Source organism: Nocardia sp. AB354 (assembly GCF_049538315.1).
Lineage (GTDB): Bacteria > Actinomycetota > Actinomycetes > Mycobacteriales > Mycobacteriaceae > Nocardia > Nocardia nova.
Map to the genome: position 1 here is coordinate 465,747 of NZ_JBMVFU010000002.1, position 19,322 is coordinate 485,068.

18 protein-coding genes are annotated in these 19,322 nt (G+C 69.6%); 12 read left to right on the forward strand and 6 right to left on the reverse strand.

Going from position 1 to position 19,322, the window contains the following annotated elements:
* Positions 1-5: 5 nt before the first annotated feature.
* Positions 6-797 (reverse strand): tyrosine-protein phosphatase, encoded by a 792-nt coding sequence (locus ACPCUW_RS04700; protein WP_423423761.1) that lies wholly within the window; start codon positions 795-797, stop codon positions 6-8.
* Between the two features lie 372 nt (positions 798-1,169).
* Between ACPCUW_RS04700 and ACPCUW_RS04705 the strand changes: the two genes are divergently transcribed.
* A complete protein-coding gene (locus ACPCUW_RS04705) occupies positions 1,170-1,646 on the forward strand; it encodes a TetR family transcriptional regulator (protein ID WP_227462692.1) in 477 nt (158 codons plus the stop codon).
* 53 nt (positions 1,647-1,699) lie between these two features.
* Positions 1,700-2,878, forward strand: a complete 1,179-nt coding sequence (locus ACPCUW_RS04710) for an alanine racemase (RefSeq protein ID WP_423423762.1) — start codon at positions 1,700-1,702, stop codon at positions 2,876-2,878.
* On the opposite strand, the gene ACPCUW_RS04715 is transcribed toward ACPCUW_RS04710, so the two are convergent.
* Positions 2,875-6,213, reverse strand: a complete 3,339-nt coding sequence (locus ACPCUW_RS04715; RefSeq protein WP_423423763.1) for an AAA domain-containing protein — start codon at positions 6,211-6,213, stop codon at positions 2,875-2,877. The genes ACPCUW_RS04710 and ACPCUW_RS04715 overlap by 4 nt on opposite strands.
* Positions 6,214-6,417: 204 nt before the next feature.
* Here ACPCUW_RS04715 and ACPCUW_RS04720 point away from each other — a divergent pair, with 204 nt between their 5' ends.
* From ACPCUW_RS04720 to ACPCUW_RS04740, 5 genes are read left to right on the forward strand one after another with little or no spacing between them, the layout of a single operon-like run.
* Positions 6,418-7,062 carry an alpha/beta hydrolase gene (locus ACPCUW_RS04720; RefSeq protein WP_423423764.1) on the forward strand — a complete coding sequence of 215 codons (645 nt, stop codon included), beginning with the start codon at positions 6,418-6,420 and terminating at the stop codon, positions 7,060-7,062.
* Between the two features lie 16 nt (positions 7,063-7,078).
* Positions 7,079-7,513 (forward strand): hypothetical protein, encoded by a 435-nt coding sequence (locus tag ACPCUW_RS04725; protein ID WP_423423765.1) that lies wholly within the window; start codon positions 7,079-7,081, stop codon positions 7,511-7,513.
* Positions 7,506-8,876, forward strand: coding sequence for a WXG100 family type VII secretion target (locus ACPCUW_RS04730; RefSeq protein ID WP_423423766.1), 1,371 nt, complete (start codon positions 7,506-7,508; stop codon positions 8,874-8,876). Before ACPCUW_RS04725 ends, ACPCUW_RS04730 begins: the two co-directional genes overlap by 8 nt.
* Before the next feature lie 39 nt (positions 8,877-8,915).
* Positions 8,916-9,671: an ESX secretion-associated protein EspG gene (locus ACPCUW_RS04735; RefSeq protein WP_423423767.1), complete on the forward strand. Its 756-nt coding sequence runs from the start codon at positions 8,916-8,918 to the stop codon at positions 9,669-9,671.
* Positions 9,672-9,677: 6 nt separating this feature from the next.
* Positions 9,678-10,217 (forward strand): gamma carbonic anhydrase family protein, encoded by a 540-nt coding sequence (locus ACPCUW_RS04740; RefSeq protein ID WP_063016926.1) that lies wholly within the window; start codon positions 9,678-9,680, stop codon positions 10,215-10,217.
* 19 nt (positions 10,218-10,236) lie between these two features.
* Here the strand turns inward: ACPCUW_RS04740 and ACPCUW_RS04745 are convergent, their stop codons facing one another.
* Both ACPCUW_RS04745 and ACPCUW_RS04750 read right to left on the reverse strand, forming a co-directional pair.
* Positions 10,237-10,881 (reverse strand): phosphoribosyltransferase, encoded by a 645-nt coding sequence (locus ACPCUW_RS04745; protein WP_104392640.1) that lies wholly within the window; start codon positions 10,879-10,881, stop codon positions 10,237-10,239.
* A gap of 13 nt (positions 10,882-10,894) precedes the next feature.
* Positions 10,895-11,686, reverse strand: coding sequence for a carbon-nitrogen hydrolase family protein (locus ACPCUW_RS04750; protein WP_064909714.1), 792 nt, complete (start codon positions 11,684-11,686; stop codon positions 10,895-10,897).
* Positions 11,687-12,065: 379 nt separating this feature from the next.
* Here ACPCUW_RS04750 and ACPCUW_RS04755 point away from each other — a divergent pair, with 379 nt between their 5' ends.
* Positions 12,066-13,931: a DEAD/DEAH box helicase gene (locus ACPCUW_RS04755; RefSeq protein WP_423423768.1), complete on the forward strand. Its 1,866-nt coding sequence runs from the start codon at positions 12,066-12,068 to the stop codon at positions 13,929-13,931.
* On the opposite strand, the gene ACPCUW_RS04760 is transcribed toward ACPCUW_RS04755, so the two are convergent.
* Positions 13,928-14,578, reverse strand: a complete 651-nt coding sequence (locus ACPCUW_RS04760; protein WP_423423769.1) for a class I SAM-dependent methyltransferase — start codon at positions 14,576-14,578, stop codon at positions 13,928-13,930. The two genes, ACPCUW_RS04755 and ACPCUW_RS04760, sit on opposite strands and share 4 nt — an antisense overlap.
* 382 nt (positions 14,579-14,960) lie before the next feature.
* Between ACPCUW_RS04760 and ACPCUW_RS04765 the strand changes: the two genes are divergently transcribed.
* Positions 14,961-16,133: an acyl-CoA dehydrogenase family protein gene (locus ACPCUW_RS04765; protein ID WP_423423770.1), complete on the forward strand. Its 1,173-nt coding sequence runs from the start codon at positions 14,961-14,963 to the stop codon at positions 16,131-16,133.
* A gap of 9 nt (positions 16,134-16,142) precedes the next feature.
* Positions 16,143-17,276, forward strand: coding sequence for an acyl-CoA dehydrogenase family protein (locus ACPCUW_RS04770; protein ID WP_030514966.1), 1,134 nt, complete (start codon positions 16,143-16,145; stop codon positions 17,274-17,276).
* A 75-nt stretch (positions 17,277-17,351) separates the two neighbouring features.
* Here ACPCUW_RS04770 and ACPCUW_RS04775 read toward each other — a convergent pair whose 3' ends face one another.
* Positions 17,352-17,900: a hypothetical protein gene (locus ACPCUW_RS04775; RefSeq protein ID WP_423423771.1), complete on the reverse strand. Its 549-nt coding sequence runs from the start codon at positions 17,898-17,900 to the stop codon at positions 17,352-17,354.
* Positions 17,901-18,184: 284 nt separating this feature from the next.
* Here ACPCUW_RS04775 and ACPCUW_RS04780 point away from each other — a divergent pair, with 284 nt between their 5' ends.
* Positions 18,185-18,436 (forward strand): hypothetical protein, encoded by a 252-nt coding sequence (locus ACPCUW_RS04780; protein ID WP_146097564.1) that lies wholly within the window; start codon positions 18,185-18,187, stop codon positions 18,434-18,436.
* 61 nt (positions 18,437-18,497) lie between these two features.
* Positions 18,498-19,322, forward strand: coding sequence for a GNAT family N-acetyltransferase (locus tag ACPCUW_RS04785; RefSeq protein WP_423423772.1), 825 nt, complete (start codon positions 18,498-18,500; stop codon positions 19,320-19,322).

A 19,322-nucleotide genomic window follows, 5' to 3' on the forward strand; every position in this document is an offset into this window, starting at 1 on the left:
CCGGATCACTCCAGCATGCGGGTGTGCAGGGCGGCCCGCAGTTGCGGTGTGATGCCGATGGCCTCGAGATAGCCGTCGAGGGTGCCGTAGTGGCGGTGCATGGCCTCGGTGCCGGCGGCGAGGTATTCGATGCTCACGCCCAGCAGGGCGGGCGGCAGCGACTCGCCGGAATTGCGCGCCACGTCGGCGGCCAGCGATTCGACGGCCTCGTTGCTGAGCAGATAGTCGGCCAGGACGTCGTCCTCGGTGACGCCGACGGCCCGCAGCAGGGTGGCGACCGCCCAGCCGGTGCGGTCCTTACCGGCCGCGCAGTGCACCAGCACCGCGCCGTCGCCGCGGGCCAGCGACCGGGCCATGGCGGTGATCGCGATGCCCGCCTCCGGCATCGAGGGGAATTCCGCGTAGACCTCGAGCAGGTCGAGGTGGCGGCCGGTCGTCGGGGCGTCGTCGCGCGCGGCGGCCTCGTGCGGCGGCAGCGCCGTCGCCTCCGGAGCCTCGTGCGGGGCCCGGGCGGCGCCGACCCCGGAGTGGAACGGTGTCACCTCCAGCCGCACGCCGTCGGGAAGGACGTCGACGCCCATCCGGTCGGCCTCGCCGGGCCCGCGCAGATCGTGCACGGTGGCGACGCCGAGCCGGCGCAGGATGTCGTGCCCGCGTTCGTCCAGCCGGCACAGCTGAGCCGACCGGAGCAGAACTCCGCTGCGAATCTTGGTCCCGCTCGCCGTGCGCAGGCCGCCGACGTCGCGGTAGTTGAAGGTGCCGGGAATGTGGAGATGATCGGGGCGCACCGTTGTCACGACTCCAGGTTATCGGCGGGTTCGATACGGTGGGCGGCGATCGCTCAGCTGTGTGCTCGCCCACATCGATATAACGATTCCCGGCCCGAGGCCGTAGAGTTCTGAGCGTTTGCGCCTGCGCGGCAGCCGCCCTGACCGTGGCGGATCCACCGCCGAACCCCACCGCGGGATGTGTCGGGGTGGTAACAAAACAATCTTTCAGTACGGAATGACCCATCGAACCTGGTCACGATCCCCGAAAACCCTCTAACATTGACGGATGTTGAACGGGCCGCCCGGGGTAGACCTCGGAAGAGATCACCGCGGATCTGATGCCCGTTGAGCGAGCCGCGCAGGCGAGGTGCGCGAGTTCTTTCGCCGAGGGAGTCGTCGTTGAGCGCTAGTGGAGAGATGATTCGGGTCCGGCCGCGGCCGATCGTGCAGGAGGCCATCGACGCCGCGTCGGCCGCCTGCGACTGCACGGGCACGCGCGCGTTGCGGGTGGTTCTGCATGCCGGCGTGAGTGCGATGTGGTCGGCCATCCGGGCCACCCCGCAACGGCAGGTGCACACGCTGGACCTCACGATCAGTTCCTTACGCCGCCGCTGGGAGGGCGAGGCCGACTGTCCCGGTCTCTCGGCGACGGAGTGGCTGCGTGACCTGGACGCCGAGGTCGGTGCGGCGCTGTACGCGTGTGCCGAGCGTTCCGATACCCAGTGGATCGAGCCGGTGGCGGCGATATCGGCGTATGTGCTGGCCGTGATCCAGGGCGCCGTGCTGCGCTGGCTCGCCGACGGTGACGACGAGACCACACTCGTGGTGCTGGACGATCTGGTCGCCACGCTGATCACCAAGGCGGTCGATCGGTAACGACGCGCCGGGTTCTCCTGGACGTTTGACCAGTTTCGTGATTGGCTGATGTGGTGACAGACGCGTCGCCCATCGCCGACCTGCACGCCGCCACCGCGGACCTCGATCCGCCCCTGGCCGCGCTGGACCTGAGCGCGCTGCGCGCCAACGCCGCAGACCTGGTGCGCCGGGCCCGCGGCGTGCCGATCCGGGTGGCCAGCAAATCGGTGCGCTGCCGCGCGGTCCTCGAGGAAGTGCTCGGATCGCAGCTCACCGGCCACGGCGGATTCGCCGGCATCATGTCCTATTCGTTGCGTGAGGCACTGTGGCTGGCCGGACACGGGGCACGCGACATTCTGCTCGGCTATCCGAGCGTCGATCGCGCCGCGCTGGCCGAATTGGCCGCCGACGCCACCCTGCTCGACTCGATCACGCTGATGGTCGACGACGTCGCCCAGCTGGATCTGATCCGCGCCGCGGTCGGTGGCGCCGGAATCAGCCCGCGGGTGTGCCTGGACGTCGACGCCTCGTTGCGGATCGGCCCGCTGCACCTGGGAGTGCGCCGATCGCCGATCCGGACTCCGGAGCAGGCCGAGCGGCTGGCCCGGGTCGCTCGCGAGCGCGGCTTCCGGGTGGCGGGTGTGATGACCTACGAGGCCCAGATCGCCGGCCTGCCCGACACCAATCCCGCGGTGCGACTGGTCAAACGGCTCTCCGCGGCCGAAATCGGCACTCGCCGTACGCATGTGCTCGACGCCGTGCGTTCGGTGGCCGGTGAGCTCGAGATCGTCAACAGCGGCGGCAGCGGGTCCATCGAGGTGAGTGTGGCGGCACCCGAGGTCACCGAGGTGACGGCCGGATCCGGTCTCTATGTGCCTACGCTGTTCGACGGATATCGCGCGTTCACGCCTCGTCCCGCGCTGTATTTCGCGCTGCCGGTGCTGCGCCGCCCGGCCGCCGAGATCGCCACCGTCTTCGCCGGCGGCTATATCGCCTCCGGTCCGGCCGGTGCCTCACGAGTGCCGAAGCCGGTGTGGCCCAAGGGGTTACGGTTGATCGGCACCGAGGGTGCGGGCGAGGTGCAGACGCCGTTCACGGGCGCAGCGGACCTGGCCGTCGGGGATCGAGTGTGGATGCGCCACGCCAAGGCCGGTGAGCTCTGTGAACGCTTCGACGCCATCCACATCGTAGATGCCGACGACCGGCGCACCACGGTGCCGACGTATCGGGGCGAGGGCCGCAACTTCGGCTAGCCGCGCCCGGTCAGTTCGAGGTAGGCGGCCAGATCGGGCAGCTGTTCGGGGGTTTCGGGCAGATAGTCGGTGAGCAGCGGCGACGCCACGACGATCGCCGACCACATCGCCCGGGAGACAGCGGTGGTCAGCCAATGCCGCGAGAGCAGATCGTCCATTCCGTGCGGTGCGTCGGCGGGGGCCGAGGTTGTCATCGAGATCAGCACGACCGCCGCCTCCCGGCCGCGGAAGCGATCGGCGGTGCCGACCACCACGTCCTCGATCCGGGCCCGCGACAACAGCATTCGAATGCGTGCCACCTGCGCGTGATAGGGCGTGACCACCAGAATGTCGTGCGGATGCAGCCGCCGCGTGAGTACGCCCTGGCGCCAGGTGCGGCCCAGCAGGGACCGGACCTGACGGACGATCTCGCGGGCCTCCTCCGCGGATTCGGTGCTGTTGCCGTGATGTTCGACCGGCACCGCGCGCACACCCGGCGCGACGCCCTCGAGTTCGCGGGCGAGGGTGACCGTCTCGTTGGAGCGCAGCCGGCGGCCGTAGCGCAGCGACGACACCGGCCCGCACACCTGGGGATGCATCCGCCAGGTGCGCTCCAGGAAATAGCCGAAAGCCGTGGGCACCGTGGGGTTGTCGCCGACGATGCGACCCAGGGCCGATTCGTGGACGCGCTCGGGATGCAGGCCGGTACCCGGCAGCGGAGCGGGATCGCCGATCAGCAGCAGATTGCGCGCCGACGCGCCGACCGCGATCGCCTGCGCCAGCGGGAAATACCCGGCGTCGGCGATCACCAGGAGGTCCAGACTCTGCGGCGCCACCTGGTCAGGATCGGTGAAATCGCCGGTCAGTCCGCCGATCACACAACCGTTCACCGCGTTGTCGAGGAAGCGCGGATAGCGGTCGCCGGCGATTCCCAGCCATTCCGGAGCCACGGTGTGCACATCCGATTTGGCGACCAGTTCGGGCAGTACGCCCACGCGGACCACGGCGTCGAGCAGCACCTCGGCGGCCGAATGTGTTTGCGCCACCACCCCGACGCGCCACTTGTAGCGGGTCACCAGCCGCTCGATCACCCGCGCCGCGGTGTCGAGTTTGCCGGTGCCCGAGGGCCCCTGCACCGCGAGATACGAGTGGTCGAGATCCAGCACCGCCGCGGTGATCGCGGCCGCGTAGTCGCCGAAGACCTGCGGCAGCGCGGTCGCGCCGTGCAGCCGGGGCCGCCGCCGGCACAGCAGATCGAAGGCCGCCGTCAGCGGGACGTCCGGCAGGCTGACCAGCAGATCGTGCGCCACGGCGTTCAGCGCCTGTTCCAGATTGTCGTCGCGGCCCGGCGGATCGGGCACGATGGCGACCGGCAGTTCGTCGTAGGGTGCGCATCCCGGCGGTAGCAGCTCCTCCACCCGCACCACATCGTCGAAGTTGTCGTCGAGGGCGAAGCCGAGGACCGTCGCCGCCGCGGTGGCGCGCCGGCCGGGGGTGGCCGGCAGGTCGGGGACGGGCGAATCGTAGAGCGTGCGTACCGCGGTGCCCGGAGGCGGCGGACGTCCGGTGCCGAGCCTGCCGGTCAGCTTCAGGTAGCGCCGCATCGGCCGGTCGTCGGTGTGCTGCCATTTCGTGTCGACGCTGGCCCAGTCCGCGACGAGAACCCCCGGGGTATCGGCCCATTCACCGATCGGCCGATGCAGGCGGTCCTCGTGCGCCCAGTGCAGCGGCTGACGCTCGCGCCGGTGATAACCCAGGACCGCGGCCATCATCGCGGCGGCTTGCTGTCCGGCACTGCGAGTGTCGTCGTAGTCGAAGGCGAATTCGCGCAGCGCCGCCTCCACCGCGGCCGGTTGTTCGGCGAGGGTGCGGCGGGGGACCGGGCAGGGCTGGATGTCGTGCTCGGCGGCGAGTTCGCACAGTCGCTCGCGCAGCCGCAGCGTTGCCGCACAGGAGGATTCGAGATCGGCGCGAACCGGTTCCGCCTCGGGGTCGAGCAGGCCGAGTACTTCCGGCAGATCATAGGACCGGGCGCCGATCAGCAGCGCGGAACGCACGATCGGATACAGGTCCAGCAGCGCGCCGAGCAGCTCGTCGGCGGTCTCCTCGTCGGCGCCGCAGCGTGCGCACAGGTCGGCAAGCAGCGTCCGGATCGGCGAACAGAAGTGGTAGATCCGCAGGTCGGGATGGTGCTGCTGGCGGTCGGCCAGAAATTCCAGCAGCGCCACCGGATCGTACGTGGTGAAGGCGTGGAACAGGAACACGCCCTCGCCACCGTCCGCACCGCGCGCGGCGACCCCGACGCCGACGGCCGATCCGGCGACCGAGACGAAGACGTCGCCGGTGTCGGGCCGGGCCAGCTCGCCGAACGCGGCCGCATCGGTGACCGCATAGGCCGGGCGCCCGGAACGCTCGCGGCGCAACTGCAGCTCGGCCTGCCGCCGCAGCGTCGAAAACGTCTGTACCGCAACGCCGGTCACCGACGAATCCGCGGCGGCGAGGCGATCGACCGTGGTGATGCCGGCATCGCGCAGCTGCGCACGCACCGACGGTCGCATCCCGGCCACCAGCAGCAGATCACGCCCGGCCACCAGTTCGGCGGTGCAGCTCGCGCATTGCCCGCAGGCGAGGTAGCGGCGGTCTCCCCACTGCACGGGCAGCAGTTCGTCCTGTTTGGCGGCGAGGATCGTGGCGAGCCGAATCCGTCGCGCCGCGTACACGGTTTCGGCCGGACCGAGCTCGTAGATCCGTTCCGCGCCCGCGGCATCCCGGATCCGGACCCACGGATCGACGTCGAATCCGTTGGCGCGCACCATGCGCGCACACGCCGCGGCCTCCATGAGCGCCGCGACATCGGACGACATCGAACGGACGTACAGGATGAAGGAGGAATGCGGAGTAGGCGCGGCGTCGCGGTCCGGGGCGTCGGCGGCCGCTGTCGCGGATTCGCCGGTCGCGCCGACGTCGGGCAGTGCCGCGGCCGCCGATCGCCGGGGCCGAACCGGCGTGAGGTCGTCGCGGCGGACGAGGACGGCGCATCCGGCCGCGAAGGATCCGTCGAAGAAGGTGGCCCCGAATATCGCCGGCGCGTCGGTGCCGAGTGCGGCGACGGTCTGCTCGTGTGCGCGGCGCAATTCCGTGGCCGTGGCGGCCGGCGAATCGATGCCGATCACGGCCGCGCCGAGAGCCGCGTACACATCGTCGAACACGTCGTCCGACAGTGTGTCCGAACCCAGCGGAAAGCTCACCGGATCGGTCGGATTCGGCGAAACGACAAGGCCCAGTTCGGTATCGAGCGCGCGCAGCAGCGCGAATTCGCAGCGCGCTGCCCTCACCAGGTCATCGGTGCTGCACACGACACGATCACCGAACAGAATCAATCGCGGCCCTCCTGAGTCCGGACACCCGCACGCGGCCGACGCACCGCTCGCGTGCCGAGTCGCGCAACAGCGTAATCTTTCGAGGTCGTACGGCGTGGCGTGAGGGGGGCGTGTCGGATATCGGTCTCACTTCGCCGGGCCGGGCCCGCTCACCGGCGACCCGCCCGTGACAATGGGGTGATGCCGTACTTCCAGGGTGCCCGCGGTCGACTGCACTATCGGCGGTGGCCGGTGGAGCGGCCGGTGGCGGTGGTGGCGTTCCTGCCCGGAACGGGCCAGCACAGCGGGCATTACCATCGGTTCGGTCGTGCCCTGGGTGCGCGCGAGATCGAGGTCTGGTGTCTGGACACCGCGGGTCAGGGGCTGAGCGAAGGCGACCCGGAGGCGCCGGGAACGCTCCCCGAACTGGCGGCCGACACCGCCGCGCTGGTACGGGCGATGCGCGGCGAGCAGCCCGATCCGCCGCTGTTCCTGGCGGGCCACTCGCTGGGCGCGGCGACCTGTCTCGCGTCGATGTCGCTGCCGGAGATGGCCGGGTGCGCGGGCATGGTGCTGACCGGCACCCCGAAACGGGCCGCCGAATCGCCCGCCGCCCTGCCGCCCGGACTACCGATCCTGGCGCTGCACGGTGTGGACGACCGTCGCGCACCGATCGACTCCGCGCGCGAGTGGTCGGCCCGGCACCGGTCGGTGGGGTTGCACGAGTACACCGATGCCGGGCACGATTTGCTGCACGAGCCGGTGCACGCGGCAGTCACCGCCGATATCGCGGAGTGGATTCGCGAGGTCGCGGACCGTCGTTACCGCGCCGCGGAAGTGGGTTGAGAAAAGGGGGACCGCGATGCAGTCACAAGAGGCCGGGGATCTGCGCAACGATGTCGGTGCGCTGGCCCAGGCGGTCGACGACGGAGAGCTGTGGATCGACGGCGTACTGGTGGGCGACGGCACCCACGAACGCTGCGCGCGCCGATACGAGGCACTGGCCGAGCAGGTCGAGCAGCAGATCCGCACCCTCGGCGCGGCCGCGTCGCTGCCCGGATTCGGCGGCTTCGAGTCGGGGCAGTCGCTGCGCCGCGGTTTCGAGAGCAAGGCCGCCGACGCGGTCGATCGGTTACGCGAATATGCCGATGCCGCACGGCAATTGGCGCAGACGCTGCGTGCCGCCGCGGCCGCCTATGCCCAGCACGATGCCGATGCCGCCGCGGCGATCGGGAAGACCGCACCACCCGCGGTCGTGGTACAGCCGTCGCAGCCGGTGGGGGTCGGACATGCATAGGGTCAGCGGCAACGGAACACCGCCGGCGCAGGGGCATACCGACCCGGATTACGCCCCGACGGTCGAGGTGTTCGACAACCTCACCCATCGCGAAATCCAGTGTGGGGTCCAGGAATTGAATCCCGAGATCCTCACCGCCGGCCGCCAGGCCTGGCAGAGTTCGGCGGCCGGGATGGCCGATGCCGTCCAGTCCGCGCATACCGAAATCCGCGGCGCCATCGCCGACGGCTGGCGCGGTGGTGCCGCGCAACTGGCCGCCGACGCGGTGACCGCCTTCGAACGGCTGGGCCAGCAGCTGTCCGATGTGATGGCGGTTGTCGGACAACGACTCGCGCAGGCCAACGACGCAGCCGAGACATTGCGCGCCTCGGTATCGCAACAGGTGACCGCACATCCGGATCTGGAAGCGGCACTGCTGGATCCGAAACAGGCGGCCGCCAACGTCGTCGTGCAGAAGAGCGCCGAGAACGTGCGGCAGGACGCCGTGCGGGTGATGGATTCGGTCTATGCCGGTGTCTTCCTGCGCACCGGCGACAGCGTGCCGGCGTTTCCCGACGGCGGCATGTACCCGAATCCCGCTGTCGTGCCACCGGGTGACGAGGCGACCGCACCGGGTGGCGGCAGTGCGGATCTGGTCGGCCGGGTGACGGGCTCTCGGGTGACGCCGACCGTGGACGGACCACAGGGGCCGGAAGCGGCTCCGGCGGATCGGCCGAGCGAACCGGGCGGCGACCGGCCCGACGGCGACCGGCCCGGCGGTGACCAGCCGGCCGCCGATCGGCCCGCGGCCGTGGCGCCCGCCGCGGTCGCACCGACGCTCGTAGAGCCCGCGACACCGATCACGACTCCGGTGAACACCACGCTTCCCGCCGCCGCGGTCTCCGAGGTGCCGGTGGTAGCGACCACGAATCATGGTGTCGCGCAGTCGAAACCGTCCGTTGCCGCGCAGCCCGTGGCCGGGGCACCGCTCGCTCCCGGTGTGGTCCCCGCGGCCGCCGTGGGTCCCGCCGGGGCGGCCACCGGCCCGGCGTCGACGGCGCAGAATTCCGATTCGACCAAGCGCGACGACCACGACCAGGACCGCAACCCCGGCGCCGACTCGATGTCCGGCATGGGCGCGGGCATCGTGGGCGGCCTGGCCGGGGGCGCGTTCGCCGCGGGCGATGCCGTGCGACAGGGGCCGTCGACCCCGGTGGCGGCGAAGCCGATCCGCCGTGTCGACGAGGACGAGGACGAGGACTACTACTCCGAATTCGACGACGAGCCGACCTTCCTCGAACCGGCCGAGCCGGGCGGCGAACTGGTCGGGCACCTCGACCCGACCACCCCACCCGTGCTGGGCGAATGGTCCGAGGATGACTGACCGCGGGGTCACGGCCGGTGCCGAGGCGGTCCGGCGGCGGTGAAATGGACGCTGACGCCCGATCAGTTCGCGATGGCGTGGCAACGGATCGACGGTGACCGGATCCCGTATCCGCTCGCGGTGCGATTGTCCGCCCGCGACAGTGCCGAACGGGCCGCGCAGCTCCCGGAGCTGACCGAATGGTGCGACCGCACCGTGGACCCCGATCTGGAGGCGGCGCTGCGACTGCTCGCCCGGCCCACCGTATGCGTCGAGGTGTTCGGCGAACACGGCGCGGGGGAGGCTCGGCCCGTCCGGGTGCTGGGCGCGGCCGCCGGTCACATCACCGTGGTCGCGGCCCAGCGCCACGGCAGCGCGCCCGATCGCGGCGGCGACGTGCGGCTGTTCGTCGGGAATTCCGGCACCCTCGCGGCCCGGGTGGTCTCGCTGCTGCCGGAATGCCCGGCCGGGGCCGAACCGCGCCGCGCCGCACCGCTGGACCGGGTGCGCGAGGACAGTCGCGATCTGGTGACCGTGCCGGTCGCCGGTCCCTCCACCACGGCGCGGATGCGGCGGTTGCTCAAGCAGCCCCGCGACGGCATCGGTCAGATCGTGGTCTCCGCGCGTCGCGCCGACGACAGCATGCGCCCGCTCGGCGTGCTGTGCTGGATCGACGTCACCGGCGACGGCCGTTACGCGGTCCGCACCCGCGCGGAGGTCGATATCGTCGGCGTCACCGCGGAAACCTTTGCCGCGCAATTGCGCCCGATGGTCGCGGCCGCGGAACGAGTGGTCGCCGACGACAACGAATGGTGAGAACGCATGCCCTGCTACGAATTCGAAGGTAAACGCCCCCAGGTGGATCCGACCGCGTTCATCGCGCCGACCGCCACCCTGATCGGCGATGTGCGCGTGGAGGCGAACGCTTCGGTCTGGTACGGCGCCGTGCTGCGCGCCGACCTCGCGCCGATCATCGTCCGCGAGCGGGCGAATGTGCAGGACAACACCGTGATTCACACCCCGCCCGACGTGCCCGTGGAGGTGGGGCCCGGCGCCACGATCGCGCACAGCGTGGTCCTGCACGGCGCGAGCGTCGGAGCCGAGGCGATCGTCGGCAACGGCAGCACGGTGCTCGATATGGCCACGATCGGCGCCGGTTCGATGATCGCCGCGCACTCGCTGGTCCAGCCCGGAACCGAAATCCCCGAGGGAGTCCTGGCGGCGGGAGCGCCGGCCGAGGTCAAACGTCCCCTCGCCGGCACCCAGGCCGAGAACTGGGTCAGGATCAACCCCGGGTACTACGCCGACCTCGCGCAGCGGCATCGGAAAGGGGTGCGCGAGATCGACTCGGAGACCGAGTGATTGATACCCGTGCGATTCCTCAGCGGCCGGGCTGGTGCGCGGTGCGCAACAGGTCCAGCATTTCCTCGTCGTCGAGTTGATGGAAATCGCGATAGGCTCCGCCGACCCCGCCGAGGGAACGTGGAATCAGCGGGCACACCGTCTCCCGGGCCAGGCCGCGCAGCCGCTCCATCGCCTCGATCGAGGACACCGGCACCGCCACCGTGATCCAGCGGGGCCGGTGCGATTGCGCCACGCGGCATGCCGCGGCGACCGTCGCGCCCGTGGCCATCCCGTCGTCGACGATCACCACCGCGCGATCGTGAATCGGCACTCGCGGCACCTGCGCGCGCACCATCCGCTGCCGGCGGGACAACTCCGCGCGCTCGGCCTCCTCCACGGCGGCGATCTGTTCGGATCGCACGCCGGTCTGCCGCACCACGTCGTCGTTGAGAACCCGGACCCCGTCCTCGCCGATCGCCCCCATCGCCAGTTCGGGTTGCCACGGCACGCCGAGTTTCCGGACGAGCAGTACATCCAGATCTCCGCCGATGACCTCGCGCACGGCGGCCGCGACCGGCACCCCGCCGCGCGGCAGTCCCAGCACGAGAGGATGCCACGCCCGCAGGTGCGACAGCGATTCACCCAGCGTGCGACCGGCCGACCGACGATCCGGATAGATCATGGTGCCATCCAGTCTATGGCTCGACGGTGAATCGGCGCAGGCTCAGGCTGGGGTTGGTGGTGCGGATCTGGCGCAGGTGATCGAGGTCGACGCGGCTGGTGGCGATGCCGGGGGCATCACCGAGTTCGGCCAGCGGATTGCCGGAAGGGTCGACGATCATCGACGCGCCCGCACCGCGCGGGGCGCAGTGGTCGGCGGCGGCCACGTAGACCGTGTTCTCTATCGCGCGAGCGCGGAGCAGCGTGGTCCACTGATCGAGTTTGCCCGGTCCCGGAATCCATTGCGCGGGAAGGAGCAACACCTGCGCGCCCGCGGCCGCCACCCGGCGGCAGCCCTCCGGAAAGCGCAGGTCGAAGCAGGTCTGCAGACCGAAGGTGACGCCGTCGACGGTGAAGGTGGCGGGATCCTCGATCGGGCCGGGGGCGACCACCTCCGATTCGCGGAATCCGAACGCGTCGTAGAGATGCACCTTGCGGTAGATCGCCGCGAACTCGGCATCGGGACCGGCCGCGATCAGCGTGTTGTAGATCCGGTCGGTGATCTGCCCGCCCGGCGCCTCGACGACGCCGGCGACCACGTGCACTCCGAATTCCGCGGCGAGCCCGCGCAATTCGCTCGCCCACGGGCCCGTGATCGGTTCGGCCGCCGCCACTACCCGTTCGTCCAGCCGCTTCACGGCGAACATCGAATACTCCGGAGCGACAACCACTTTCGCGCCGTGTTCGGCAGCGGCGCGAACATGGCCGCGCAGCGCTGCGAGATTGGCGGCCTTGTCGGTATAGGGCCCGAACTGGACGACCGCGATGTCGACCGCTTGCGCCGGAGCCGGGGTGGGCGCCGGTCGGGCGGCGGGCCGGGGTTCGAGTTCACCGGCCACCGCGGGCGCGGGCCGCCCCGCCTCCGCGGTCGTCGAGTAGGTGATCACGATCGGGACAGGGCTGCCGATCGGTTCGGCGGTGTGCGCCCGGGTCGTTCCGGGTGCGTCGGCGGTGTCGGATTCGTCACTCACGCGCGCTCCGGCGCCGCCCGGAGAATTCGGCTCGGCGGGCGCAGATGCGGTGGGCCGCAGGGGTTCGGCGGGCTCCGGAACGGCGCGCGAGGGCGGCGGCTGCGGTTGCATAGGTCTCACCGTATTGGCCCGATGGTCCGGGCGGCCACCGCAAGGCATTAAACTGCTGGTCAATATGAACAACTCATCGGTCGACAGCGTGCCCGGCGGCGGGGACGACAGGCCCGAAGGCGCAGACGCGCGCAACCACGAAGGGCCCGCGGACGCCGCCACCGGGCCTCGCGACGGTAGCGGAGCGGATGTCACGGCCGGCGCGACCGAGCCGTCGTTCGCCGATCTCGGCATCGACGATCGGCTGCTCGCGGCGATCGCCGATGTCGGCTACGAGTCCCCCTCCCCGATCCAGGCGGCCACCATTCCGCCGCTGCTCGCGGGCGCCGATGTCGTCGGCCTGGCCCAGACCGGCACCGGTAAGACGGCGGCCTTCGCCATCCCGATTCTGATGGGCCTGGAGAAGCGGCCGAAGCCGCCGCAGGCGCTGGTGCTCGCACCGACCCGTGAACTGGCGATCCAGGTGGCCGAGGCGTTCGGCCGTTACTCGTCGCATCTGCCGGGAATCCACGTGCTGCCGATCTACGGCGGTCAGAACTACGCGGTCCAGTTGCAGGGTCTGCGCCGCGGCGCGCAGGTCGTCGTCGGCACGCCGGGCCGGGTCATCGACCACCTCGAGCGTGGCACCCTCGACCTCACCGAGCTGCGGTATCTCGTGCTCGACGAGGCCGACGAGATGCTGAAGATGGGTTTTCAGGAGGACGTCGAACGCATTCTGCGCGACACTCCCGCGGAGAAGCAGGTGGCGCTGTTCTCGGCCACCATGCCGTCGGTGATCCGCAAGATCTCCAAGCAGTACCTCAAGGATCCGGTCGAGATCACGGTCAAGTCCAAGACCTCGACCAACACCAACATCTCGCAGCGCTGGGTGCACGTATCGCATCACCGCAAACTCGACGCGCTGACCAGGATTCTCGAGGTCGAGCCGTTCGAGGCGATGATCCTCTTCGTGCGCACCAAGCAGGCCACCGAAGAACTGGCCGAGAAACTGCGCGCGCGCGGCTACTCGGCCGCCGCGATCAACGGCGACATCGCGCAGAACCAGCGCGAACGCACCATCGGCCAGCTGAAGTCCGGCGCCCTCGACATCCTGGTCGCCACCGATGTGGCCGCGCGCGGACTCGATGTCGACCGCATCTCGCATGTGGTCAACTACGACATCCCGCACGACACCGAGTCCTATGTGCATCGCATCGGCCGCACCGGCCGGGCCGGACGCACCGGTGAGGCGCTGCTGTTCGTCGCGCCGCGCGAACGCCGCCTGCTGGATGCGATCGAGCGCGCCACCCGCCAGCCGCTGACCGAGATGCAGCTGCCCAGCGTCGACGACGTGAACGCTCAGCGCGTGGTCAAATTCCACGACGCGATCACCGAGAATCTGGCGTCGTCGAATCTCGCGCTGTTCCGCAAGCTGATCGAGGACTACGAGGCCGAGCACAACATCCCGCTCGCCGACATCGCCGCCGCCCTGGCGGTGGGCGGCCACGACGGCGACAACTTCTTCATGGAGGCCGAGGCTGAGCCGATCCGCCCGCCGCGTCGCGAACGTGCCCCCCGAGAGGATCGCGAGCGCCGCCCGGAGGGCGGGCCGCAGCACCACCGGGCCACCGGCGCGGAGATGGCCACCTACCGCATCGCGGTCGGCAAACGGCACCGGGTGGTGCCCGGCGCGATCGTCGGCGCCATCGCCAACGAGGGCGGTCTGCGTCGTAGCGACTTCGGCCACATCAGCATCCGCCCCGACCACAGCCTCGTGGAACTTCCCGCGGATCTGTCGTCGGAGACTCTGGATGCGTTGCGTCGCACCCGGATCAGCGGTGTCCTGATCCAGTTGCAGCTGGACCAGGGCGCGCCGTCCCATCGCTCCCTGAGCCGCGGCCCGCGCCGCGAAGGTCCGCGCAAATACGACCGCCGCAAGCCGCGCAGTTAGTTACGGGCCGCCGCGGCGCGCGAGAGGCGCCAGACATTGTCGACCCGGGTGCCGGAACGGCCGTCCGGGGAGGTCAGTGCGCGTTCGACCGGCTCGCAGGTGCGAACGGTCCATTCGTCGCCGAGGTGCAGGGCGTGCAGGACACCGTCGAGGGTGGGGAAGACGGCCTCGAACGGGTACTCGTCGGGCGTCATCCAGGTGGGCCATCCGGCGTGCATGACGATCAGCAGGGTGCCGCCGGGCGCCACCGCGTCGGCCGCGCGGCGGAGCACGCCGTCCTGGTCCAGGGCCACCGGTGACTGCAGGAACTGGGCGTTGATCAGGTCGTAGCCGCCGTCCGGGAAGCTGCGCCCGAGTTCGTGTCGCTGCCACGAGATGCGATCGCCCAGGCCGGCCTGCTCGGCGTGGGCCGCGGCGCGTTCCAGCGCGGTCTGCGAGATGTCCACGCCGGTCACCTGCCAGCCCTGACCGGCCAGCCAGACCGCGTCGGCGCCTTCGCCGCAGCCCAGTTCCAATGCGCGGCCGGGCCGCAGGTCCGCGGTCTCGCGCACCAGCAACGGATTCGGATTACCGCTCCAGACCCGGTCGTTGTCGCGATACCGCTGCTCCCAGAACACCGCGGCCTCGGTGGGTGATGTGGCGGACATGAGACTCCTCGTCGCTCGGGGCGCCCCTGTCGGCGCCTGCTCCCAGGATCACCAATGGTCCGGAGTGGCGGCAAGAAAACTTGCTGAAACGGCAAACCGACCCGCTGCCCGGTGGCGCGGCGGCGGCCGGCGGGCGCGTTTCCCGTCGTAGGGAATTCGGCGGAATGCATGCGAATTATCATTAACTTATTCCACTCGCGGGGAATTGCGCAGCGTACGGGCATTTCGCCGCAACCTAAAGGTTCCTTCGTACCGGCGGGGGAACCGGACCGCTCGGGATCGCGGCATCGTGCGCGATTCGTCGTTTATGATCCCGTCGACGACCGGTTCGATTCGAGGCGTAGATTCGATTCGGACCTACGAAATACGGTGGGAGATGCCCATGAAACTTGCCCTGTCACCCGACGAGGTGGCCTTCCGGGACGAACTACGCACGTTCTTTCGGACCGAGATACCGGCCGAGATCCGGGACAAGGTCGAAAACGGCCGGGAACTCTCCCGCGAGGACATCGTCACCGCCCACAAACTCCTGCACGCCAAGAACATCGCGGTGCCGAAGTGGCCGGTGGAGTGGGGCGGCCAGGACTGGACCTCGATGCAGCGCCACATCTGGGAAGACGAGATGCAGCTGGCCTGCGTGCCCGAGCCGCTGACCTTCAACGCGAACATGATCGGCCCGGTCATCGCGCAATTCGGCTCCGAAGAACTCAAGCAGCGCTTCCTGCCGCCGACCGCCGCCCTCGATATCTGGTGGTGCCAGGGCTTCTCCGAGCCCGACGCCGGATCCGATCTCGCGTCGCTGCGCACCACCGCGGTGCGTGACGGTGATTCCTACATCGTCAACGGCCAGAAGATCTGGACCACGCTGGCTCAGTACGCCGACTGGATCTTCTGCCTGGTGCGCACCGATCCGAATGCGCCGAAGAAGCAGGCCGGTATTTCGATGCTGCTCTTCGATATGAAATCGCCCGGTGTCACCGTGCGGCCGATCAAATTGATCGACGGCCGGCACGAGGTCAACGAGGTCTTCTTCGAAAACGTGCGAGTGCCCGCCGATCAACTGGTCGGTGAGGAGAATGCGGGCTGGACGTACGCGAAATTCCTGCTCGGCAACGAGCGCACGGGTATCGCCGGCGTGGGCCGCACCAAGGTGGTTATCGCCACCGCGAAAAAGCATGCGGCACAGATCGCGACGGGATCCGGCACCCTGCTGGAGGATCCGGTTTTCGCCACGCGTGTCGCCGAGCTGGAGAACGAACTGCTGGCGCTCGAACTGACGCTGTTGCGGGTGGTGGCCAATTCCGCCGAGGGCAAACCGAATCCGGTGTCGTCGGTGCTGAAGTTGCGCGGTACCGAATTGCAGCAGGCGGCCACTGAGCTGATGCTCGATGTGGCGGGCCCGGACGCGGTGCCGGTCGGCGCCGACGACATCGCCGCGCCGGACTGGGCGCAGCGCACCGGCCCCACCTATCTGAACTACCGCAAGACCAGCATCTACGGAGGCTCGAACGAGGTGCAGCGCACCATCATCGCCTCCACCATCCTCGGATTGTGAGGCGCTGCCATGGATTTCGAATTGACCGATGAACAGGTCATGCTGGGTGAGACGGTGCGTGATCTGCTGGCCCGTGCCTACGACCCGGAGAGCCGGCTGAAGGTACTCGACACCGAACTCGGCTGGAGTCGCGACGTGTGGTCGCAGCTGGCCGAATTGGGTGTCCTCGGACTGTCTTTCAGCGAGGAGGACGGCGGAGTCGGCGCGGGCCCCGTGGAGACGATGGTCGTCATGGAGGAGGTCGGCCGCCGCCTCGCCCCGGAACCGCTGCTGGACGCGGTCCTGCTGCCCGGTGGCCTGATCGCTTCCCTCGGCACCGCCGAGCAGCGGCAGCGGATTCTGCCCGAGGTGGCCGGCGGTTCCCGGCTGCTGGCCTTCGCGCACGAGGAGGCCGGTTCGCGCTGGCCGGATCTCACGGTGGCGACCACGGCCACCGCAGACGGCGACGGCTACCGCCTCTCCGGTGTGAAAAGCCGGGTGTCGCACGGTGATTGCGCCGACGAGCTGGTCGTCACCGCGCTCGGATCCGACGGCGTGCTGCGGTTGTTCCTGGTGGCCGCCGATGCCGAGGGGGTGACCCGCACCTCCTACCGCACGTTCGACGAACGCCGGGGTGCGCAGATCGAATTCGCCTCGGCCCCGGCCGAACTGCTCGGCGCGGCCGAGGCCGGCGACGCCACGGAGGCCGTCGCCACCGCCATCGCGACCGCCCAGGCGAGCCTGTGCGCGGAGTCGATCGGCGCGATGGGCGAGGCATTGCGTCTGACCACCGAATATCTGAAGACGCGCAAGCAGTTCGGGGTCACGCTGTCGAAGTTCCAGACCCTGACCCAGCGCGCCGCCGACATGTACGTCGCGATGGAACTGGCTCGCAGCATGAGCTTCTACGCGACCGCCTCGCTGGCCGAGGGCACGGTCGATCCGATCGCGCTGTCGCGGGCCCGCCTCCAGGTCGGCCGCGGCGCCCGCCACATCGGGCAGGAAGCGGTGCAGATGCACGGCGGAATCGGTATCACCACCGAATATCCGGTCAGCCACTACGTCGCCCGGCTCACCGCCGTGGACCAGACCTTCGGTGGCCGCCGCGAACATCTGGGGGTGCTGAGCAGCCGGGTCGGCGACTACGGCCTGGCCGAACTCTGATCCGTACGCCGGTTCACCGGTGAGGGTGGCGGTCGTCGCGAATCCGCGCGGCCGCCAGCCTTTTCGTTGTGCGGATCAGTTGCCGGCGTCCTCGGTGGTCGGCGCGAGATAGGGATCGGCCGTCGGTGCGGATTCCTCGACCGTGCGCGGTGTGTGATGGGGCCGCGTGGTCGTCGTGGTGTCGGAATCGGCGGACGGTTCGCCGGCGGACGGTTCCGTGGCCGGAGGTGGAGTCTGCGTCGTCGTGGTGGTGGTGGTCGGCACGGGCGGTGCGAACGCGGTGTAGCTCGGATCGGCCTCGGTCGTGGTGCTGGTCGCCGTGGCGGAGGTGGTGCGCCGGGCCGGGGTATTCGCCGCGACACGCCAGGAGGGAGAGGGCGGAATGATCACCGCGGGGGCGGTGGTGGTGCCGCTGCGCGTGATCGGGGTGGTGGCCACCTGCAGATCCGCGGCGAGCGGCGGCGGGGCGACATAGACGTCCTTGTGACCGATTCCGCAGGCTCCGATCAACACCAAACCCAGCGATACCGCACCGGCGGCCATTGCGGGACCCGCGACCTTCATGTTCAGGCGGCCCGGGGTCTCCTCATCGGCGCGATCCCCCGTGCTCGCCCTGTCGTCCATGGATGTGGTGCTCCCTCAAACTGTTTCCGAGTGGACTCACAGTAACCGAGAGCCGCACCCGGGGCCAGGCATGCCGGTCGGACCGCAAAATACCGGACGGTAACGTGAAAAGCCAATACTTCACATAACGAAGTAGTTACGTTCAGCGTGTCGCGGGCACGTGTCGCATGGAGATTCGGTGTCGGGCACGTACCGTGTGAGCGAAGTTACATGTGAGACGCGTGTTATTTACCGGGTGAAACGGACGTTTCGACAGTCTCGGTGGGCGTCATCGAGGAGTAGTGATGGGAGCTTATTCGACATCCCCCACGCGCGCGGTGTCGCAGAGTGATTCGGCTGCCGCCGAATCCGGGCGCAGCGCCTGGTCGATCACATCCCGCATCGCGGCCTGGTTGATCTTCCTCGGCGGATTGGTCGGCGCGGTGCTCGGCATCGCGGGTCTTCGTGTCGAAATCACCGTTGCCGGACTGATTCTGGCCTGCACGGCCGGTCTGGTCCTGCTGAAACTTCGCGCCGACGGGCAACAATCGGCCTGAGGATCCCGCCGTCGCGGAAAATCGGTGGGCCGGCTGATCCGACGGGCCTACCGTTGGCGGCATGAGGATCGAGCTGACCACGGACCCGTTCGAACTCCGTGTCCGCGCAGGCGACTGCCTCGCGCGAGACCCGCTGCGGCACACGGTCATTGCCACGATGCTCCGCAACTGCGCGGCCGGGGCGATAACGGTCGATCCGGTCTTCGCCATGGTCTGCGAGGGCGACACGGTGCTGGGGGTCGCCATGAATACGCCCGGGTACGGCGCGTACCTGGGTGACATTCCCGCCACGGCGGCGACGGGGCTGGCCGCGGCCCTGTTCGATCGCGACCCCGCCGTCGTGGCCGTCGAGGGAGATCCGCACTCCGCGTCGGAATTCGCCGTGCACTGGCAACGCTTGTCCGGCATCGCGTTTCGGCCGCAGTGGACGACGCGACTGTATCGCCTCGGGGAGTTGCGCATCCCTGCTGTTCCGGGACGTGTCCGCCGCGCCGGCGAATTCGATACCGATGTGTGTGTGCGCCTGGCCGAACGCATGCGCCGCGAGGAGGATATCGGCCCGGATCCGCGTGCCGTGCCCGATCGGATCGCCGCGGGGCAGTGGTGGCTGTGGGAGGACGAGGGTGCGGCGGTCTCCGTGGTCGCGCATCAGCGGCGCGCATACGGCTGGACCCGGATCGGGCCGGTCTACACCCCTCCCGAATTCCGCCGCCACGGGTACGCTGCCGCCGCCACCGCGCAGGTGTCGAAAGTGCTGCGCGACAGCGGCTCCCAGGTATGTCTGTTCGCCGATCTCGCCAATCCGACCTCCAACAAGATCTATCAGGAGATCGGCTACCTCCCGGTCGGCGATTTCCCGAGGTTCGTCTTCGGCGCTTCCGGGTGA

Coding starts and splice junctions, on each gene's coding strand:
- ACPCUW_RS04720 (WP_423423764.1), top strand. CDS start 6,418: ATGCCGTACTTCCAGGGTGCCCGCGGTCGACTGCACTATCGGCGGTGG.
- ACPCUW_RS04725 (WP_423423765.1), top strand. CDS start 7,079: ATGCAGTCACAAGAGGCCGGGGATCTGCGCAACGATGTCGGTGCGCTG.
- ACPCUW_RS04730 (WP_423423766.1), top strand. CDS start 7,506: ATGCATAGGGTCAGCGGCAACGGAACACCGCCGGCGCAGGGGCATACC.
- ACPCUW_RS04740 (WP_063016926.1), top strand. CDS start 9,678: ATGCCCTGCTACGAATTCGAAGGTAAACGCCCCCAGGTGGATCCGACC.
- ACPCUW_RS04745 (WP_104392640.1), bottom strand. CDS start 10,881: ATGATCTATCCGGATCGTCGGTCGGCCGGTCGCACGCTGGGTGAATCG.
- ACPCUW_RS04755 (WP_423423768.1), top strand. CDS start 12,066: ATGAACAACTCATCGGTCGACAGCGTGCCCGGCGGCGGGGACGACAGG.
- ACPCUW_RS04760 (WP_423423769.1), bottom strand. CDS start 14,578: ATGTCCGCCACATCACCCACCGAGGCCGCGGTGTTCTGGGAGCAGCGG.
- ACPCUW_RS04765 (WP_423423770.1), top strand. CDS start 14,961: ATGAAACTTGCCCTGTCACCCGACGAGGTGGCCTTCCGGGACGAACTA.
- ACPCUW_RS04770 (WP_030514966.1), top strand. CDS start 16,143: ATGGATTTCGAATTGACCGATGAACAGGTCATGCTGGGTGAGACGGTG.
- ACPCUW_RS04775 (WP_423423771.1), bottom strand. CDS start 17,900: ATGGACGACAGGGCGAGCACGGGGGATCGCGCCGATGAGGAGACCCCG.
- ACPCUW_RS04780 (WP_146097564.1), top strand. CDS start 18,185: ATGGGAGCTTATTCGACATCCCCCACGCGCGCGGTGTCGCAGAGTGAT.
- ACPCUW_RS04785 (WP_423423772.1), top strand. CDS start 18,498: ATGAGGATCGAGCTGACCACGGACCCGTTCGAACTCCGTGTCCGCGCA.